14 protein-coding genes and 1 tRNA gene are annotated in these 13997 nt (G+C 40.0%); 10 read left to right on the top strand and 5 right to left on the bottom strand.

Annotated elements, in window-relative coordinates:
- Positions 1–68 precede the first annotated feature (68 nt).
- The 3 genes from B5Y40_RS14055 (at position 69) to B5Y40_RS14045 (ending at position 2414) form a co-directional block, all read left to right on the top strand.
- Entirely contained in the window at positions 69–914 is an 846-nt protein-coding gene (locus B5Y40_RS14055) for an N-acetylglucosamine kinase (protein WP_079687432.1), read from the top strand.
- Complete coding sequence (murQ, locus tag B5Y40_RS14050; protein ID WP_079687431.1) at positions 915–1718, top strand: N-acetylmuramic acid 6-phosphate etherase; 804 nt, start codon at positions 915–917, stop codon at positions 1716–1718.
- A gap of 129 nt (positions 1719–1847) precedes the next feature.
- Positions 1848–2414 carry a hypothetical protein gene (locus B5Y40_RS14045; protein ID WP_079687430.1) on the top strand — a complete coding sequence of 189 codons (567 nt, stop codon included), beginning with the start codon at positions 1848–1850 and terminating at the stop codon, positions 2412–2414.
- Here the strand turns inward: B5Y40_RS14045 and B5Y40_RS14040 are convergent.
- The 4 genes from B5Y40_RS14040 to era all read right to left on the bottom strand — a co-directional run bounded on the left by B5Y40_RS14040 (position 2396) and on the right by era (position 5621).
- Positions 2396–3022: a SprT-like domain-containing protein gene (locus B5Y40_RS14040; RefSeq protein ID WP_079687429.1), complete on the bottom strand. Its 627-nt coding sequence runs from the start codon at positions 3020–3022 to the stop codon at positions 2396–2398. The two genes, B5Y40_RS14045 and B5Y40_RS14040, sit on opposite strands and share 19 nt — an antisense overlap.
- Positions 3023–3086: 64 nt before the next feature.
- Positions 3087–3269, bottom strand: a complete 183-nt coding sequence (locus B5Y40_RS14035; protein ID WP_079687428.1) for a hypothetical protein — start codon at positions 3267–3269, stop codon at positions 3087–3089.
- An 87-nt stretch (positions 3270–3356) separates the two neighbouring features.
- Entirely contained in the window at positions 3357–4667 is a 1311-nt protein-coding gene (gene der, locus B5Y40_RS14030; protein ID WP_079687427.1) for a ribosome biogenesis GTPase Der, read from the bottom strand.
- A 66-nt stretch (positions 4668–4733) separates the two neighbouring features.
- The gene (gene era, locus B5Y40_RS14025; protein WP_079687426.1) at positions 4734–5621 is read right to left on the bottom strand and encodes a GTPase Era; all 888 of its coding nucleotides are present in this window, start codon (positions 5619–5621) and stop codon (positions 4734–4736) included.
- Between the two features lie 97 nt (positions 5622–5718).
- Here era and B5Y40_RS14020 point away from each other — a divergent pair.
- Positions 5719–5791 (top strand) — tRNA-Met (locus B5Y40_RS14020).
- 183 nt (positions 5792–5974) lie between these two features.
- Here the strand turns inward: B5Y40_RS14020 and B5Y40_RS14015 are convergent.
- Positions 5975–6781, bottom strand: coding sequence for a CPBP family intramembrane glutamic endopeptidase (locus tag B5Y40_RS14015; RefSeq protein ID WP_079687425.1), 807 nt, complete (start codon positions 6779–6781; stop codon positions 5975–5977).
- A gap of 540 nt (positions 6782–7321) precedes the next feature.
- Between B5Y40_RS14015 and B5Y40_RS14010 the strand changes: the two genes are divergently transcribed.
- The 6 genes from B5Y40_RS14010 (at position 7322) to B5Y40_RS13985 (ending at position 13844) form a co-directional block, all read left to right on the top strand.
- Positions 7322–7702 carry a response regulator gene (locus B5Y40_RS14010; RefSeq protein WP_159453704.1) on the top strand — a complete coding sequence of 127 codons (381 nt, stop codon included), beginning with the start codon at positions 7322–7324 and terminating at the stop codon, positions 7700–7702.
- A complete protein-coding gene (locus B5Y40_RS14005; protein WP_079687423.1) occupies positions 7692–9710 on the top strand; it encodes a chemotaxis protein CheA in 2019 nt (672 codons plus the stop codon). Before B5Y40_RS14010 ends, B5Y40_RS14005 begins: the two co-directional genes overlap by 11 nt.
- An 8-nt stretch (positions 9711–9718) precedes the next feature.
- Positions 9719–10195, top strand: a complete 477-nt coding sequence (locus tag B5Y40_RS14000; protein ID WP_079687422.1) for a chemotaxis protein CheW — start codon at positions 9719–9721, stop codon at positions 10193–10195.
- Between the two features lie 39 nt (positions 10196–10234).
- On the top strand, positions 10235–12367 hold the full coding sequence (locus B5Y40_RS13995) for a HAMP domain-containing methyl-accepting chemotaxis protein (protein WP_159453703.1): 2133 nt from the start codon (positions 10235–10237) through the stop codon (positions 12365–12367).
- A 126-nt stretch (positions 12368–12493) separates the two neighbouring features.
- Positions 12494–13351 (top strand): CheR family methyltransferase, encoded by an 858-nt coding sequence (locus B5Y40_RS13990; RefSeq protein WP_079687420.1) that lies wholly within the window; start codon positions 12494–12496, stop codon positions 13349–13351.
- Positions 13338–13844: a chemotaxis protein CheD gene (locus B5Y40_RS13985; RefSeq protein WP_079687419.1), complete on the top strand. Its 507-nt coding sequence runs from the start codon at positions 13338–13340 to the stop codon at positions 13842–13844. Before B5Y40_RS13990 ends, B5Y40_RS13985 begins: the two co-directional genes overlap by 14 nt.
- Positions 13845–13997: the final 153 nt, after the last annotated feature.

The raw sequence follows: 13997 nt of genomic DNA, 5'->3' as shown, positions 1-13997 counted from the left end.
TGCCGCCATTGAAATTGTAATAACCGTTTAGAAACAGTTAAATTCGCGAATAACAAGCGGCACACAAGATGATTCTTATTGCAGACAGCGGAGGTTCCAAGACAGATTGGAGACTCATTCAGAAAGATGGAACAATTGGCCAAGCCAGTGCTCCGGGATTTAATCCATACTATCAGCCTATTGAAGATTTAAAAAAGAACGTTCAGGAAATTCTGTTGCCGCAGATTCATGATCAGGTAAACAAGATATTCTTCTACGGTGCCGGTGTATCTTCTGTTAAAAATCAATTGACTATAAAAAGCGCTTTCCTTGAATTTTTTCCGGAAGCACAAATAGAAATCGGGTGGGATCTGTTGGCAGCTGCCCGCGCGTTGTGTGGTCATGAACCAGGTATAGCATGTATCATGGGTACAGGTTCTAATTCATGTTTGTATGACGGAAAGAAAATTACAGACAACGTAGCGAACCTCGGTTGGATTCTTGCCGATGAAGGATCGGGTGCTAACATTGGTAAGAAATTTTTAGTAGACTATCTCCGCGATAAAATGCCGGAGTCTGTTGCCAAGCAATTCAAAGAGCGCTTTCCACTTTCACGTGAAGAGTTTCTTGAAAAGATATACCAGCAGGAACGGCCGAGTGCTTTTCTGGCAAGCTTTACCCGTTTTATCTTTCAACATTTGAAAGATCCGTATTGCTATAATCTGATCTATAGCAGCTTCGAAGAGTTCTATGAGAATAACGTTATGAAGTATGATAACTATCAGAACCTGAAAGTACATTTCACAGGTTCTATAGCATTTTACTTTAGCGATGTTTTGCGTCAGGTTGCAAATGATAAAGGCATCACTGTAAAAAATATTCTGGAAGGCCCTATAGCTGGCCTTACCCTCTATCATCAGAAAGATTCAAACTAAGTGGCTACAACGGAATCATCTTCATATTACGATCATCTCGAAAAGATGAGCGTGCAGGAACTGTTGATCAATATCAATAAAGAAGATAAGAGTGTTCCACTCGCAGTAGAAAAAGTAATTCCGCAGATTGAAGCCCTGGTAAATATCATTGTTGAAAAGATGCAAGGTGGCGGCCGGCTGTTTTATATTGGTGCTGGTACGAGTGGAAGACTGGGCGTTGTAGATGCTTCTGAGATTCCACCAACTTATGGATTGCCACAAGGTAAAGTAATTGGTTTAATTGCCGGTGGCGATAAAGCTATACGGAAAGCTGTGGAGTATGCGGAGGATGATGCAACGCAAGCCTGGAAAGATCTTGAAGAACACTTGATCAACCAGCAAGATGTATTGGTAGGTATAGCAGCATCAGGAAGAACGCCGTATGTTATAGGAGGTTTGAAAGATGCACGTGCCAACGGTGTGGTTACTGCTTGTATAGTATGTAATAAGGATACCGAAATTGCCAGGCAATCTGATTACCCTATAGAAGTAGTTGTAGGGTCGGAGTTCGTTACCGGCAGTACACGCATGAAATCAGGTACTGCGCAAAAATTAGTATTGAACATGGTGTCCACTGCTGTGATGATCAAGCTTGGGCACGTAAAGGGAAATAAGATGGTTGATATGCAGCTTACCAATAACAAGCTGGTAGACCGTGGAACCCGTATGATCATGGATGAACTTAAAATTGCTGAAGCTGAGGCTGCGCAATTATTGAAACAACATGGCTCCGTCCGCAAAGCCGTTGAAGCGTTTCGTAAATAATAATCTGCTTTATTTTTATTGGGTACGGTACAGTTTTTTTTTCAGTACAGAAAAAACTGTTCGTGATTTTATATAGACCTTGATTAACTTGGTTTGATACTATAGCAGTTGAACACAAATTTTTGAACTGTGCACGAAATAGAACCATACTATAATTGGCAAAAGTATTATGATTCGGCCGCAGACGACCGCTCTCCTTTTTACGGCAAAGAATATAATCACGATGTTTATTCTGAAACGATCTACGGATACTATATAGATCCGGCTTGGGATAATTTTGGATCGGAGACACTATATCTGAAAATCCTGTATGTCGATTACGATATGGGATATACTATAATTGAACTCATTGGTGAGTGGAATGATACGCTTAACAACGACATCATGACGCTGAAGAGAAATGTGTTGGAACTTATGATAAAGGAAGGGATCAATAAATTTATTCTTATGGGTGAAAACATCATGAACTTCCATGGCTCCGATGATAGCTATTATGAAGAATGGTTTGAAGAAGTTGAAGACGGATGGATTGCTGCTGTTAACTTTCCTGAATTTGTACAACGTGAGCTTCATAAATATCACCTCGATCAGTATATAAATATGGGAGGAACGCTGCAGGTAGATAACTGGCGTACTTTAAAGCCATCTGTATTTTATGAATTGGTGAGTCAGCTTGTTCAAAGAAGACTGAACTGAACATCGCTCACCTGCGCCTCAGCGGGAACGAGGTAATCACGCTTCGAATTGAGCTCACGGCATAATACACGTGTTCTTCTCAATTTGCCTTTTCTAAAATATCGCCCCTGAAGTTTAAAAATGCTCCCTTCCGGAATTTCCGAAAGCACCGCGAACTGATGGGCATTCTTGTCAAATTTGCGGAAGGCCTGAGTCAGTGTAGCATCCGCGAATGAACTTGCCTTTGGATTTACCATGTGCCTACGCAGCTCATGTAATATTTCCTCAGGAAAAACACTTTCCCAGAGTAAAGGAAGCATCAAATCTGTAAATGTTGTCTTCCATTGCTCACCATGAGGGTCTACACGAGCCCCATATTGGAGATATACCTTAAGATGAGCAACCTCATGGATATAGGTTGTGAGGAACAAGTACGGATTGAGATCGTGATTGAGTGTAATACGCGGATGGCTCTTCGTCCTTTTACTGGTGAAGTCGCCAACCTTTGTCTGCCTGCTTTTGGTAAGTTTCAGGTCAAACGGACTTGCCTTCCATAAGTCGAAGCAATAGCCAACGGCTGGGGTAGGGATATGTGCCTGGAGTATATCGAGAACCTTTTCAGACTTCATATAAAAACAAAAAAGGCTTTAGTATATCTAAAGCCTTCCTAAGAATCAAATCTTTTCAGATTGACTAGTGAGCAGCTGTTGTATCAGTTGCAGTAGTATCTGCAGCAGTTGTGTCAGCTTCTACAGGAGCTGGTGTTTCAACAGTAGTAGAATCTACAGTTTCAGCAGCAGGTTCTGCTTTCTTGCCACAAGCAACGAAAGTCAAAGCGAAGCCACAAACAGCTAACAATGCGATAGTTTTTTTCATAGTTTACAGGTTTTAAAAAATTTACCGCAAATATAGTACGATTATATCACAGGAAATCAAACGGGTAATAAAAATTGTTTTTAAAATCTATTTTTTGCGGAAGATCAACCGTACTGGCACCCCCTCAAAGTCAAAGTGTTCACGAATTTTATTTTCAAGGAAGCGCTGATAGGACTCTGAAATATACTGTGGCAGATTACTAAAGAATGCAAACGATGGAAACCGCGCATTTACCTGCGTTATATACTTTATGTTAATCAACTTGCCTTTTATAGATGGCGGTGGATAGTGCTCAATTTCCTTTAAAAGTATATCGTTAAGCTTGGATGTCGGTATCTTTTTATCCTTGTTATCGAATACTTCTACAGCTTTTTCCATTACCTGAAAAATACGCTGTTTGTTTAGTACTGATACGAACATAATGGGGATATAATCAATCGGAGCCAGTTTCTCCTGTATATCCTTCTTAAACTTATCGGAGGTTTTGGAATCCTTTTCAATCAGGTCCCATTTGTTCACCATGATCACCATACCCTTGCCCTGACGTTGCGCGAGACTGATCAAATTAACATCCTGCGATTCCATTCCGCGCTCGGCATCGATCACTACTATACATACATCGCACTCTTCAAGCGCGCGTAACGAACGGAGTACAGAATAGAATTCGATATCATCTTTTACTTTGCCTTTCTTACGAACTCCGGCAGTATCTATAAGTATAAAGTTCTTGCCATACATTTTATAGTATGAGTGTATAGCATCCCGTGTTGTACCAGCTTCATCCGTTACGATGCTGCGATCTGTTCCAAGTAATGCATTGAGTAAAGATGACTTCCCTACATTTGGTCTTCCAACGATGGCTATACGCGGAATGCCGGCATCCGGATCTTCAACACCTTCCGAAGGAAAGAGCTTAATCAAATCATCGAGGAGTTCACCCGTGCCGCTACCATTCTCAGCAGATATAGGGTATATTTCGCCTTCAAGACCAAGCTCATAAAATTCATTCGCGAGCATTGTTTTATCAGGTGTATCTGCCTTGTTGGCGGCTACAAAGATTGGCTTCTTCGAAGTTCTTAAAACATTCGCGAAGTCTTTATCAAAACCCGTAAGTCCATCGCGACAATCCACCATAAAAATTACAGCAGATGCTTCATCGATAGCAAGCTTAACTTGTTTGCGTATCTCCGATTCAAATTTATCTTCAGAGCCGGTTGCATAACCACCGGTATCAATCACGGTAAAATAACTTCCGCACCACTCTGCATATCCATAGTGACGGTCGCGTGTAACGCCCGGTTCATTATCCATAATAGCCTGACGTTTTTCTATCAGACGATTAAAAAAAGTTGACTTCCCAACATTAGGTCTTCCTACTATTGCTACAATGTTTGCCATTTCGATTTACGATTGTCGATTTTTAGATTTACAATTTATCCTCACGTATAGTTTAAACCTGTACGCTTATTCGAGGTATCCGAATTGTCTGAGTTTGAATTTTTCTTTTCTCCAGTTATCAGCCACTTTCACGTGCGTTTCAAGAAATACTTTTTTAGCAAAGAAGGATTCCATATCCTTTCGTGCCTCCATCCCAACTTTCTTTAAAGAACTTCCTGCTTTGCCAATCACAATTCCTTTTTGTGAATTGCGCTCAACATAGATCACAGCACTGATCCGTATGATATCAGGTTCTTCTTTAAATGAGTTGATAGAAACCTCTGTACTATAGGGTATCTCCTGCTCGTAATTCAGAAATATTTTTTCACGTATAATTTCAGATGCAAAAAAACGCTCTGTCCTGTCAGTGTATTCATCCTGCGGAAAAAACGGAGGATGCTCCGGCATGAGCGATAAGAGCTTAGGAAGGAGTGTATCCACTTGTTCCCCGGTTTTTGCAGACACCGTCACGATTTCACGAATATTGGAAATAGCGTTTTTCCAGTAAGCGATTTTGTCATTTACCTGTGTTCCCTTCGCTAAATCAATTTTGTTGATCACTAAAAGAATGGGTGTTCCTAATTTTTTAAAGCGTTCGAACAATTCTTCTTCATACGTGTCTTCCAGAGAAACAACGAGTAGAATTGCGTCCGCATCTTCCAACGACACTTTTACATAACTCATCATGGCGTCATGCAAAGAATACTTTGGTTCGAGAATTCCGGGAGTGTCAGAATAAACTATCTGAAAATCTTCGCCATTCAAAATTCCCATGATGCGATGGCGCGTAGTTTGTGCTTTAGCGGAAATGATAGAGAGGTTTTCTCCCATGAGCTTATTCATCAGAGATGACTTGCCTACATTGGGTTTACCAACAATACTTACAAAACCAGCTTTAAAAGATGATGATACCATAAATGATTTTACAAAGGTAACTTGTTTTTTAAATGTGAGCGGCCTACTTTTGCAAACGATTTGAGGAAAGACAACAAATAATCAAATCGCACCACATCGCGGGGTGGAGCAGTTGGTAGCTCGTTGGGCTCATAACCCAAAGGTCACAAGTTCGAGTCTTGTCCCCGCTACAAAGAGAAGAGCGACCAGGTAACTGGTCGCTTTTTTCATTTTAATGTTTTGCCGAATTAGTGAAATGGATCACAGGTTTGGTTCACGACTCCGGCAAAAAAAATGCGAATCAAATCATGATCGCATTTTTTTGTGCTTTATCTAAAAGACTGAAATCTCATTCAATCACTATGAGGCTTGCTTTAATTAATTTGTGCTTTCTTAAATTCTAGCCTTAGAAAGTATAAACAGATCACGGTAACAATTATTCCTCCGGAAATAAATACAATAAGACTTAAGAGGCCGCCATATAATTTTGTTAATGATTGATCTAGTAAAGCTTCGGTGTCCAGAAAATATCTAGAACTAAAGGCAGCTAAATTATTTACAAAATGAATCAGAATAGATAAGGTCAAGCTCCTGGTATTATAATACGCCCATCCTGAAAACATTCCAATAACAAGAGCAGTAATAAATTGCCAGGGATTTAAATGCATTACACCGAAGAGTACACTGGAAATAAAAATAGATTGAAAAGGAGAATATCTTTTCAACAGCCCATCCAGAATAACACCTCTGAAAATCAGTTCCTCAAATATAGGTGCAGCGATGGCGATCGTAATAAATGAGAAAATATCAGTTCGCTTGCTTACTTCAAGGAATATTTTTTCAAAAGAATCAGGCATCGGTATCATGCTTACAAGCGGAGTGGTTATCCCTATTTGAATTGAAATTACTGCAACGGAAACCAGTATTACATTTTTAAAAGAACTTGAATTGAAATTGTATATACTAGCACCGGTTACTCTTTCTTTTTTCTTGTGAGCAATCCAAAAAATTATGCCCATTGATAAAATATAGTATATAAAAAAAGAAATCGATTTATCTATATACTGATTTAGTACCAAGTAGATGAAACTAAACAATGCCATAATAAGTAAGGATATTCCTACAATCCCCCAGCTTTGTTTAATACTTGGGTAATAGCTAATCTCATTTTCCTCGGTCATGTTATTTCATCTTGTTTTCTGTAAAGACGCCTAGTTGGAAAGTTAAATGAAAAATGTGGTTCTAAGTTAAAGTCAATTGTGGGTGTGTGATCTTCGAATAGAGTCATGCCTAAATATTTTGAGAATTTTTGATGTTATTTTTTGGACTCTGCGCTTGTGCAATAAAAATTTTTACATGCTGTAGCCTTTCGCGGTATATCCGCGAAAGTTGAACTATATATGTATGGCAGGTTTGTTATTCGGATGCGCTGGCAAGTAAAAAGTTAGCTATGAACGTCATCTTGGTGCAGAAGATGGGGTATATTGATATTTCAAATCATAGCAATTGATCTGATATACATCAGAAAATTGTGTTAGAGATCAATGTATCCATCTCCTTTTTAAGGCTCGCTTCAGTGTAACCGCAATTGTATAAGTAAAAATACGGACATGCACTTAAGTAATTAAACTAACCATCATTCTATAATAGTCCTGAATAGGGGACTGGTGAACAACTGGTAAACTTGCTTTATAAAAACGAGGCACATGACCTCATCTACAATGAAAAAAACAATACTTGTTGTTGAAGACTTCACTAGCATCAGAAATTTTCTATGCGATACGCTGGAGCGAGCTGGCTATGCAACGATTGCAACATCGAATGGTAATGAGGCATTTGGGGTACTTAACAACGAGACAATTTCAGTTGATCTGGTCCTTTCTGACTATAATATGCCGGAATGTACTGGTCTTGAACTTTTAAATAAAATAAAGGGGCAGACAGGAACATCAAAAATTCCCGTCATTTTTCTAACAACAGAGCGTGATCCTGAAAAAATGCGTGAGGCGCAAAAGGCCGGTCTTGCTGCCTGGGTAAAGAAACCGTACAAAGCAGATACCTTTTTTGCGTTGATTGAAAACGCCATTGTAAATGGACAATAATCAAAAGCGTTTTATAGAAGACACGCTTGATCTGTTGAATGAGTTGGACGAGGGCCTTCTGCAACTTGAGTCTAACCCGTTGGCTATTGCACCACTCGAACAAGTATTCAGAACCATGCATACCATCAAAGGCGCAGCCAGTATGTTTGGTTTTGAAAATATAAGTCGGCTTGCACACTTACTGGAAACGTTATTTGATAAAGTAAGACAAGGCCACTTGCCGGTATCTGATAATCTGATAAGCCTTACGCTGCAAGCCTTTGATAGGGTTCGCGATTTACTTGGGAAGAAGAATAAAGGTGACACAACGCAATCTGATAATCTTGATATACATCTAGCACTGGCGTCCCAGTTTTTAAAAGACGTTGAATATGCTGCTGCTACTGCAATAGGTCTGTCAACAGGTTATAACAAAAATAGTCTGGCCACTTATCTATTACAGGTAAAACCTACGATAGGAATTTCTGAACAAGAAAATCATCCGCTCATTTTCATCGTAAAGGATCTTGAAGCGTTAGGAACTATTAAAACACACCAGTATAAAGACGATGAAGGGTATATTACTGATTGGAGCGTTGTAATTGCAACGTCGATTCCACGAAGTGAAATTGAAAGCTACTTTATATTTGTTGAGCACGAATGTGAAATTTTGCTTGAGCAGCTGGCAGACGGAAATTTGCTGCAGGAAGTGGAGTTCAAAAAGGCAGTGGATGATTACCACCAAGGTAGCGCACGAAATCCGGAGGAATTAAAAATATGTGCATCCTGGCTTTCCGAAAAAAGTACTTCCGCACGAAAGCAAAACACAGTTGTGGAGGATGCCGGCATTCAAAGAAAAAGTAAGACGCAGGACGATACTGTTATCAAAGTCAGTAAACATAAAATTGATGACCTTATCAATTGGATCAGTGAGCTGATCATTTTACAAGCACAGCTTCTGAATATTGCACAGCGTGATCGTATCGCTGCGTTAGATGAAATTACAGAGCGCATGGAAACGGTGACCAACCATCTGCGCGATACTTCTCTCGAAATAGGTCTTGTGCCTATAGAAGCACTCGTAACAAAATTCAAACGTCTCGTTCGCGACCTTTCAAAGCAGCAAGGAAAAAAAATCAATTTTTTATCCAAAGGAACTGAAACGGAAATGGATAAAGATGTGATCGAAATGATGACAGCCCCCATCATGCATCTTATTCGTAATGCTATAGATCATGGTGTAGAAACTCCGGAAGAAAGAAGTCTTGCGGGGAAACCGGAATATGGAACAATAAAATTAAAAGCTTATCGGTCCAACACTTTTATCAACCTGGTTGTAAGTGACGATGGTAAAGGTATAGATACCCGGAAAGTATTACAGAAAGCCACTGAGCGAGGTGTGATCAAGCCTGATGATGAACTGACAGAACAGGAAATTTTTAATCTGATTTTTTGCTCAAGCTTATCGACAGCCGAAGTTATATCAGATGTGTCGGGTCGAGGTGTAGGAATGGACGTAGTGAATCAGCGAATAACCGAACTTCGCGGGAGCATCTTAATATCAAGCACCGAAGGCAAAGGCACATCTTTCCATATTAAGCTTCCTCTGTCGCGCTCTATTATTGATGGACTACTCGTTTTGGTAGATACTACCCATTATGTAATACCGCTCAATGTTATAGAACGTATTGATCGGATACCCTATACTTCATTGGACCGCGAGAACCATGTATGTGTAGATGTACTTGTAAATGAAGAATTGCTCCCGGTATTTTCTCTTCGTAAAAAATTTTATAGTACAGCCATTCCTCCTAAAACAACCGACATTATCTCGGTTGGATTTAATGGGGTAACGAAGGGTATAGCGGTAGATAGTATCCAAGGGAAAATACAGGCTGTGTTAAAACCACTGGGTGAGCATTATCAGCAGGTTGATTTTATTTCAGGTGGTACGATCCTGGGCGATGGAACAATGGCGTTGGTGTTGGACCCTCAACGACTTTTTAAAGAATCGATTTTTGTAAACTAAGTATATATATGGAAACAGCCTCCGTGTCTGGCGCTTACCTCACATTTCTTCTGGGCGATGAAAAATTTGCTGTTCATGTAGACAACGTGCAGGAAGTTGTTGAGTTGAATCAAATCACTAAAGTTCCCAATACACCAGACTATATGCTGGGTATAATTAATCTGCGTGGCAGGGTACTTCCCTTGTTGGACACGCGTCTCAAGCTTGGCTTGCCGGCTGGTGAAAGAACCAGTAAAAACAGAATATTGATTTTGGAAATTGCAGAAGCGGATGAAAAAACTATACAGATCGGTGCGATTGTAGATGTTGCCAGAGAGGTGGTAGAGATTAATATGCAACAGATACAAAAGCCTGCAGATATTGATAGCTATAGACACTCAACACCGGTTACGGGCATTGTTAATAATCAAGGGGATATCACGATGATCATTGATATAAACAAGGTGTTCTCGACTGCTGATATAAGCATTGTAAATGAATTTTAATAGGCCTATGAATAAAATATATACTATATGTTAAACAAAATGACAATCCGAAACAAACTCGTACTTGCATTCGCAATGCTGGTGACGTTGATGATCATAATCTTTGCTGTTGCCTTTTTACGGATCGGCAATATGAATAACCGCATCAATATGATTATGGATGGCACTGTTAAACAACAGGCATCCATTACACGCGTCAGGCAGATGATAATGGTAATAATGAGGGATCAGAAAAAAGTTATTATTGCCGAGACCGATCAGGAAATTAACGAATTGTCGAGGTCAATCGATGCGAGTGTAACCAAAGCCCGGAGTGAATTTGATATTCTGAAATCAATAAGCTCTGGCGAATTGACTCCGATCATATCACAAATGGAAATTAAGCTGGATGATTTTTTCAAGACCAATGCCGAAATAGTAAAATTAGCAACTATAAATAGTGAAAATATAGCAAAGGCAAGTTCTTTCAATGATAGCTACACCGAGTTTTTGAAAGCCAGTGCTACGTTAGAGGAGCTGATTATATATATTAACAATAGCGGCACTAAGGATCAATTACTTTTAGCCTCTCGGATTAAGGAACTCTTCTTAAAACTTTATAGCGAGGAGAAAGCTTTGATCCTGTCATCGAATGCGCGGTTACGAGAGAGCATTATCGCCGAAGCTTCCAGTATAGAAAACGAACTGGAGATCTCTATTACGCGCCTTAGCAGAGGTGCAACCGGTGATGTGTCATTACTTCTCGATAAGTATCAACGTCAATCATCAAACTTCTATACCGTCCACAAAGAAGTTATGAGCCTCGCGGGTAATGCTACCAACGCCAGAGCAATGACGATGTCTAATGATAAAGGTGATTCAACAGGTTCAGAGTTAGCCGCTGTAATTGATAGCTACCTGGGCATTATAAACGCAAAGATGGAAAACGATAGACTGGAAACCAGTGATCTATACTATAATTCAGTAGTAATTATGTGCATGATTATCCTGTTGGCGGTTCTGATCAGTGTAATGATGGCTGTATGGTTATTGCGAGGAATTTCATCATCACTAAATATTGCTACACTGGCGGTGAAGAAATTATCTGCCGGAGATTTCTCTGCCGATGTTAAAATTACAATAGAAGACGAAATAGGATTGATGCTGAAGGAGCTACAGTTTATGATCGTGAAGCTTCGGAATTCCGTGGATGTAGCAAAGCGAGTTTCCAAAGGTGACCTGATGATTGATTTTAGTGCTCAGAAAAGTCATGGCGGTGAATTGGACGAAGCACTCGAACAAATGGTAAACAATCTGCGAGATATAGCGGTCACTATATATAATGGAGCAGATAATGTAACCGCGGCCAGTCAACAAGTGGCGTCAGCATCACAACAGATGTCACAAGGAGCACAAGAGCAGGCGAGTGCCGCAGAAGAGGTATCTTCTTCAATGGAGCAAATGGCTGCTAACATTCTTCAAAATACCGATAACTCGCGTGAGACAGAGAAGATTGCAAACAAAGCTTTAAAAGATATTCAGGCAGGAAGTCAATCTGTATCACAAGCCGTGGAGGCTATCACAACCATTGCAGATAAAATTATAATCATAGAAGAGATAGCTTCTAAAACAGATTTGCTTGCACTTAATGCAGCTGTTGAAGCTGCACGTGCCGGAGAACATGGTAAGGGCTTTGCTGTAGTTGCAGCGGAAGTGCGCAAGCTTGCCGAGCGGAGTCAGCGTGCTGCCGCGGAGATTAATGAGATTTCAGCACAAACCGTTAGACAAGCAAAGGAATCAAAAGAGCTACTGATCAATACCTTGCCGGATATAAATAAAACTGCTGAGCTTGTGCAGGAAATTGCTGCTTCAAGTCTTGAACAAAATCAAGGCGCAAGCCAGGTAAATAAGGCCATTCAACAGTTGTCACAAGTTACACAGGGAAATGCATCTGCAGCAGAGGAGATGTCTTCAAATGCAGAAGAGCTCAACACGCAGGCAGAAGAATTAAAGGCCGCAATCAGTTATTTTAAAATCGATGCTAAAACCAGCGCGCGATCAACCGGAAAGATTACGAAAGACAAACAGAAATATTCCGAAAAAGATGTTCAGCATGCTTTCTCGGGTAATCATAAGGGATTCGACCTTAAACTTGATAATGGTCCCTTAGATAGTGAATTCACAGAATTTTAAATACAGAGTTCGGATCCTGCAGTTATAGTATATGCAGGATCTAAATTTTATAGAGCCGTTGGCTATGCAGTAATGTACCCGGGCGCGCCAAGTCAATACAAGCACTAAATATATATCAAGCGACCGATGGAAACTTCAGATCCTATTTCAATCCTTCGCATGGACGATGAGAGCTTTGAAAGGCTTAGTCAATATGTTACAACCGTCTACGGTATTAAATTGCCTCCCGCGAAACGGTCCATGTTGGAAAGTCGCCTGAATAAAAAAGTGAAATCGTTAGGCTTAAGTACATATAGGGAATTATTGGATCTTGTTTTTAGTAAGGAAGGAAAACATAGTGAGCTATTGAATGTAATAGATCTCATTACAACTAATAAAACCGATTTTCTGCGCGAGCCCCTGCACTTTAAGTTTTTATCGGACTCATTTTTACCGGAATACTTTCGCACATATGGATCGCGAACCCTTAAAGTATGGTCGGCAGCCTGTTCCACAGGCGAAGAGCCCTATACCATTATGATGGTATTGGAGGAGTTCAAGAAGACCAATCCGTTTTTTAATTACTCGGTTATGGCCAGTGATATATCTCTGCGAGTAATTCAGTCAGCACATCATGGTATATATACACTCGATAAAATCAGTGCAATCCCACCGGAGTGGAAACGCGATTATTTTCTTAGAAGTAAAGATCGTTCAAGTAATCTGGTTCGTATTAAACCTGCTTTGAGAAATAAAATTACATATCAACGCATTAATCTTATGGATCAGAGCTACAATGCAGTATCTCAGGATATAATTTTCTGCCGAAACGTTCTGATATATTTTGATAAAGTGGTGCAGGAGAAAGTAATCCGGAAACTCACAGCCAGTTTAAGGCCGGGGGGTATTTTGTTCCTGGGTCATAGTGAATCGATCATGAATATGAATGTTCCGCTAAAGCAAATCAACCCAACTATATATCAGGTTCCTTATGGCATCGCTTAAGCGTTACTTTATAACCAACGGGCAATTTCTGATCACCACGGCACAGACTGAAATATATACTGTGTTGGGTTCTTGTGTTTCCGTTTGCTTGTGGGATAAACAACGCCAAATGGCAGGAATGAATCACTATCTGTTACCAGGCTCAAAGGACAGTCCGAAAGGAGATGCTGATCTTGGTTATTCTTCCATTGCAATGTTGATCCGATCGATGCTCAATCGAGGTGCGCATGTTGAGAATATTGAAGCGAAAGTTTTTGGAGGATGCAACTCGTGGTCAAATGATCATCCGTTGTTTTCGGTTGGGAAACGAAATGTAGAAGTAGCCAACACTTTGCTTCAACAAACCGGTATACAGATAATCGCCCAACACACAGGAGGTAGTTATGGACGAAAAATTATTTTCAATACTGCTACCAGTAAAGTCAAGATGTTTATGTTATCACGATCTGCTGCTGAAGTTAACGAGGCAATCCGTAGAGGATTTAGTTGTTAAGCATTCTCTTAAAAGTAAAAAGGGAAGGCTGTTTAACCTCCCCTTTTTCTTGGGCTAAGAAATGCGAATCAAAACAACGGAATATCAATATTTACATTTATTCATTGTTAATACACTAAACCGTGGCATCCAACGATGTTGCAAATATAACCA

Origin of the sequence: Ohtaekwangia koreensis, from assembly GCF_900167975.1 — a bacterium.
GTDB lineage: Bacteria > Bacteroidota > Bacteroidia > Cytophagales > Cyclobacteriaceae > Ohtaekwangia > Ohtaekwangia koreensis.
This window is presented reverse-complemented; position numbering and strand designations above follow the sequence as displayed.

Coding starts and splice junctions, on each gene's coding strand:
- B5Y40_RS14055 (WP_079687432.1), top strand. CDS start 69: ATGATTCTTATTGCAGACAGCGGAGGTTCCAAGACAGATTGGAGACTC.
- B5Y40_RS14040 (WP_079687429.1), bottom strand. CDS start 3,022: ATGAAGTCTGAAAAGGTTCTCGATATACTCCAGGCACATATCCCTACC.
- B5Y40_RS14035 (WP_079687428.1), bottom strand. CDS start 3,269: ATGAAAAAAACTATCGCATTGTTAGCTGTTTGTGGCTTCGCTTTGACT.
- der (WP_079687427.1), bottom strand. CDS start 4,667: ATGGCAAACATTGTAGCAATAGTAGGAAGACCTAATGTTGGGAAGTCA.
- era (WP_079687426.1), bottom strand. CDS start 5,621: ATGGTATCATCATCTTTTAAAGCTGGTTTTGTAAGTATTGTTGGTAAA.
- B5Y40_RS14015 (WP_079687425.1), bottom strand. CDS start 6,781: ATGACCGAGGAAAATGAGATTAGCTATTACCCAAGTATTAAACAAAGC.
- B5Y40_RS14010 (WP_159453704.1), top strand. CDS start 7,322: ATGAAAAAAACAATACTTGTTGTTGAAGACTTCACTAGCATCAGAAAT.
- B5Y40_RS14005 (WP_079687423.1), top strand. CDS start 7,692: ATGGACAATAATCAAAAGCGTTTTATAGAAGACACGCTTGATCTGTTG.
- B5Y40_RS14000 (WP_079687422.1), top strand. CDS start 9,719: ATGGAAACAGCCTCCGTGTCTGGCGCTTACCTCACATTTCTTCTGGGC.
- B5Y40_RS13995 (WP_159453703.1), top strand. CDS start 10,235: ATGACAATCCGAAACAAACTCGTACTTGCATTCGCAATGCTGGTGACG.
- B5Y40_RS13990 (WP_079687420.1), top strand. CDS start 12,494: ATGGAAACTTCAGATCCTATTTCAATCCTTCGCATGGACGATGAGAGC.
- B5Y40_RS13985 (WP_079687419.1), top strand. CDS start 13,338: ATGGCATCGCTTAAGCGTTACTTTATAACCAACGGGCAATTTCTGATC.